The sequence below is a fragment of the Mycobacterium sp. genome (assembly GCF_046095365.1).
Classification (GTDB): domain Bacteria; phylum Actinomycetota; class Actinomycetes; order Mycobacteriales; family Mycobacteriaceae; genus Mycobacterium.
This window is the reverse complement of record NZ_JBJTJF010000165.1, coordinates 1-3,582: the sequence shown is the minus strand read 5'-3', so window position 1 is coordinate 3,582 and position 3,582 is coordinate 1. Positions and strand designations below refer to the sequence as shown.

Genomic DNA, 3,582 nt, shown 5'->3' with positions numbered 1-3,582 from the left:
GTCATCTCCGGTGAGCCGGTGCTCACCGCCGACGTGCGGAGGCTGGTCGACGCGGTCGCCGCCCGCTACGCCGGAACCCGGCCCGACGTGCTGCGGCTGGCCATCCCGCCGCGGCACGCCGGCGCCGAGAAATCCGCGCGGACCGCCCCGCTGCTGCCGGTCGTCGGAACCGTCGACCCCGCCGGGTGGGCCGGCTACGGCCGCGGCGAGTCATTCTTGGATGCGTTGCGAGACGGCCGGGCCGCGCGCGCGGTGTGGCAGGCACTGCCCGGCGAGCAGTGGTGCGCCCGGTTGGCCGAAGCGGCCGCCACCGCGGTCAGTGCCGGCCAGGGCGTGCTTGCCGTCGTTCCCGACCAGCGCGACGTCGACGCCCTGGGCCAGGCGATGACCGCGCTCGTCGACGAATCCGTGGTCGTCGCGCTCGCGGCCGGACTGGGTCCGTCGGCTCGCTACCGGCGCTGGCTGTCGGTGCTGCGCGGACAGGCCAGAGTGGTGATCGGCACCCGCAGCGCGGTCTTCGCCCCGCTGGACCGGCTCGGCCTGGTGATGGTGTGGGACGACGGCGACGACAGCCTCGCCGAACCGCGCGCGCCCTACCCGCACGCCCGCGACGTCGCGATGCTGCGGGCCCACCAGGTGCGCTGTGCCGCCCTGATCGGCGGCTACGCCCGGACCGCCGAGGCCCAGGCCCTGGTCACCGGTGGATGGGCTCACGACCTGGTGGCGCCCCGGCCCGCGGTGCGGGCCCGCGCACCGCGCGTCGTGGCCCTTGAGGACGGCGGTCACGCCGAGGAGCGCGACCCGGCGGCACGCACCGCACGGCTGCCGTCGATGGCGCTGCGCGCCGCGCGGGCGGCTCTGGAACGTGGCGCACCGGTGCTGGTGCAGGTGCCGCGTCGCGGCTACGTGCCCTCGGTGGCGTGTGCCCGCTGCCGGACCATCGCGCGCTGCCGGCATTGCATGGGCCCGCTGTCGCTGTCCGACCGGGACGCCGACGGCGCGGTGTGCAGGTGGTGCGGCCGCATCGACGTCGCGCTGCGGTGCCGCCGCTGCGGCGCGGACTCCGTGCGCGCGGTGGTGATCGGCACCCGGCGCACCGCCGAGGAACTGGGCCGTGCGTTTCCCGGGACGACCGTCATCACCTCCGCCGGTGACGCCGTCCACCCCGAGATCGGTCCCGGCCCGGCCCTCGTCGTGGCCACCCCGGGGGCCGAGCCGCGGGCACCGGCCGGCTACGGGGCTGCGCTCCTGCTGGACGGTTGGTCGCTGCTGGGTCGTCAGGACCTGCGCGCCGCGGAGGACACCCTGCGCCGCTGGATGGCCGCCGCCGCCCTGGTGCATTCCCGGGCCGAGGGCGGAGTCGTGGCCGTGGTCGCCGACTCGGTCATACCGACCGTTCAGGCGCTCGTCAAATGGGATCCGGTGGCCCACGCCGAAGCCGAACTGGCCGGTCGCGTCGCGGTCGGCCTGCCGCCGGCGGTTCACATGGCGGCGGTGGACGGCGGCACCGGCGCCGTGGCCGCGCTGATCGACCAGGCCGCGCTGCCCGCGGGCGCCGAAGTGCTCGGTCCCGTCGACCTGCCGCCCGGGGTCCGCCGCCCACCTGCCACCCCGCCGAACGAGACCGCCATCCGCATGCTGATCAGGGTGCCCCGCGACGACGGACTGGCGCTGGCGGGCGCGCTGCGCTCGGCCACCGCCGTGCACAGCGTCCGCGCGGACCACGAGGCGGTGCGGGTGCAGATCGACCCGCTGCACATCGGCTAGCCCGGGCGTGCCCGGGCCGACCGTGCGCCCTAGGCTCAGAACATCACCCACCGGGAGGCCCGATGCGCACGTTCGGCCGTACGGTCGCACGGCTGATCTGGCTGCTGCTCACCACGATCGGCCTGCTGTGGCCGTTGCTGACCACCGGCGTCACCGGCGGCGCCGCGGTCGAGGATCCGGTGACGATCACCACGTTGCAGGCCGACTTCACCGTCGACGCCGACGGCACCATGGCGGCCACCGAGACCGTCACCGCCCGTTTCCCCAGCGGCAGGCACGGCATCTTCCGGTTCTGGGACGTCGGCAACCCCAACGACTCCCACGTCCGGCAGACACCCGAGGTCACCGAGGTCACCCTGGACGGCCGGCCGGTCCCGGTGGAACTGCTGTCTCGGTCCGGCGGCCGCATCGAAGTGGCCAAGATCGGCGATCCGGGCGTCTACGTCGATCCGGGCAGCCACGTCTACGTGATCCGCTACAGGATCGCCGGTGTGCTCGACCCGGGCTCGACCGGGGCGGGCAACAGCTTCGCCGCCGCCGTCGGCGACCTGTCGGCGCCCACGGTGTTCTTCTGGAACGTCATCGCCCAGGGCTGGAGCAACCGCATCGACCGGGCCGACGTCACGGTCCGGCTGCCGGGCCGGGTGCCGGGAGCCCAGTGCTCGGTGGGCCGCGGTGTGGGGCGGCCCTGCGACGGCCTGACCGTCGACGGAGACACGGTGCGCCTGTCCGCCGCCGACCTGGCGCCGAGCACTCCGGTGACGCTGCGCGCCGGCACCGACGTGCCCACCCCGCCGCGGGCGACGCTGCCCTGGTCGGTGCGCTGGGATCCGATCCTGGGTCGCTCGGTGCCGGTGGCGGCCTGGCTGCTCGGGCTCTCCGCCGCCGCCGGGCTGGGCGCGCTGCTGTGGTGGCGAACGACGGTCGAGCCGGCACCGGGCTTCCCGCTGCAGTACGCACCGCCGAGGGGACTCGGCCCGGTGCAGTGCGAGTACATCCGCACCGAGGAGGTTCCCGACCACGGCCTGACGGCGACGATGTTCTACCTGGCCGACCGCGGCCTGCTCACGCTGCGTCAGGACGGCCCCAGGAAGTGGACCGTGCAGAGCGGGGCGGAGGCCGGCCGCTGGACGCAGGTCGACCCGGTCAGCGTGGCGGTCGGGGCGGCGCTGGGCCTGACCTACCCGGGGCAGATCTTCCATGCCAACGGCAGCGTCAGCGCGGGGGGGAGGCTCAGCCGCGCCAAGCAGGACATGTCGACCGCCGTCAAACAGTGGGCGCTGCACTCCGGTCTGGTGGCCAGGCACCGCGGCGAACTGTGGCTGCGGTTCTTCAACGTCGCTGCCCTGATCCTCGCGATGGGCGGGTTCTTCCGGTGGTTTTTCCCGATCACGCTGTGGGGCTTGCCTTTTGCGGTGTTCTTTCTGGTCTCGCTTCCGGCCTGGCATCCCGGACTGGGCATGCGGCGCACGCCGGCGGGCCGCCAACTCTGGTCGGAGGCCGGTGGATTTCATCGCATGCTGGCCACCGACTCGGCGGAGTCGCGGTTCGACTTCTCGGCCCGCAAGGACCTCTACACCGCCTACATCCCGTTCGCGGTCGCCGGTGGCGCGGCCGCGGCGTGGGCGGCCAAGTACCAGGCCGCCACCGGCCAGCCGCCACCCCGGCCCGGCTGGTACCACTCCTCATCGGACACCGGCTGGGGGTCCTCGTCGACCGGGACTGCTAATTCCGACAGCTTCGACTCGGCACTGTCGTCGTCCATCGGCGCCTACACCGCCTCCCAGTCCTCGTCCTCCGGCGGCGGTGGCGGCC

General features: G+C 74.3%; 2 protein-coding genes. Both read left to right on the top strand.

Annotated elements, in window-relative coordinates:
• Positions 1 to 1,767 (top strand): primosomal protein N' (locus ACKOQ4_RS12725; RefSeq protein ID WP_526292350.1); only part of this gene is annotated, 1,767 nt, incomplete at its 5' end.
• Between the two features lie 62 nt (positions 1,768 to 1,829).
• On the top strand, positions 1,830 to 3,582 hold a 1,753-nt coding region (locus ACKOQ4_RS12720), incomplete at its 3' end, for a DUF2207 domain-containing protein (protein ID WP_526292348.1).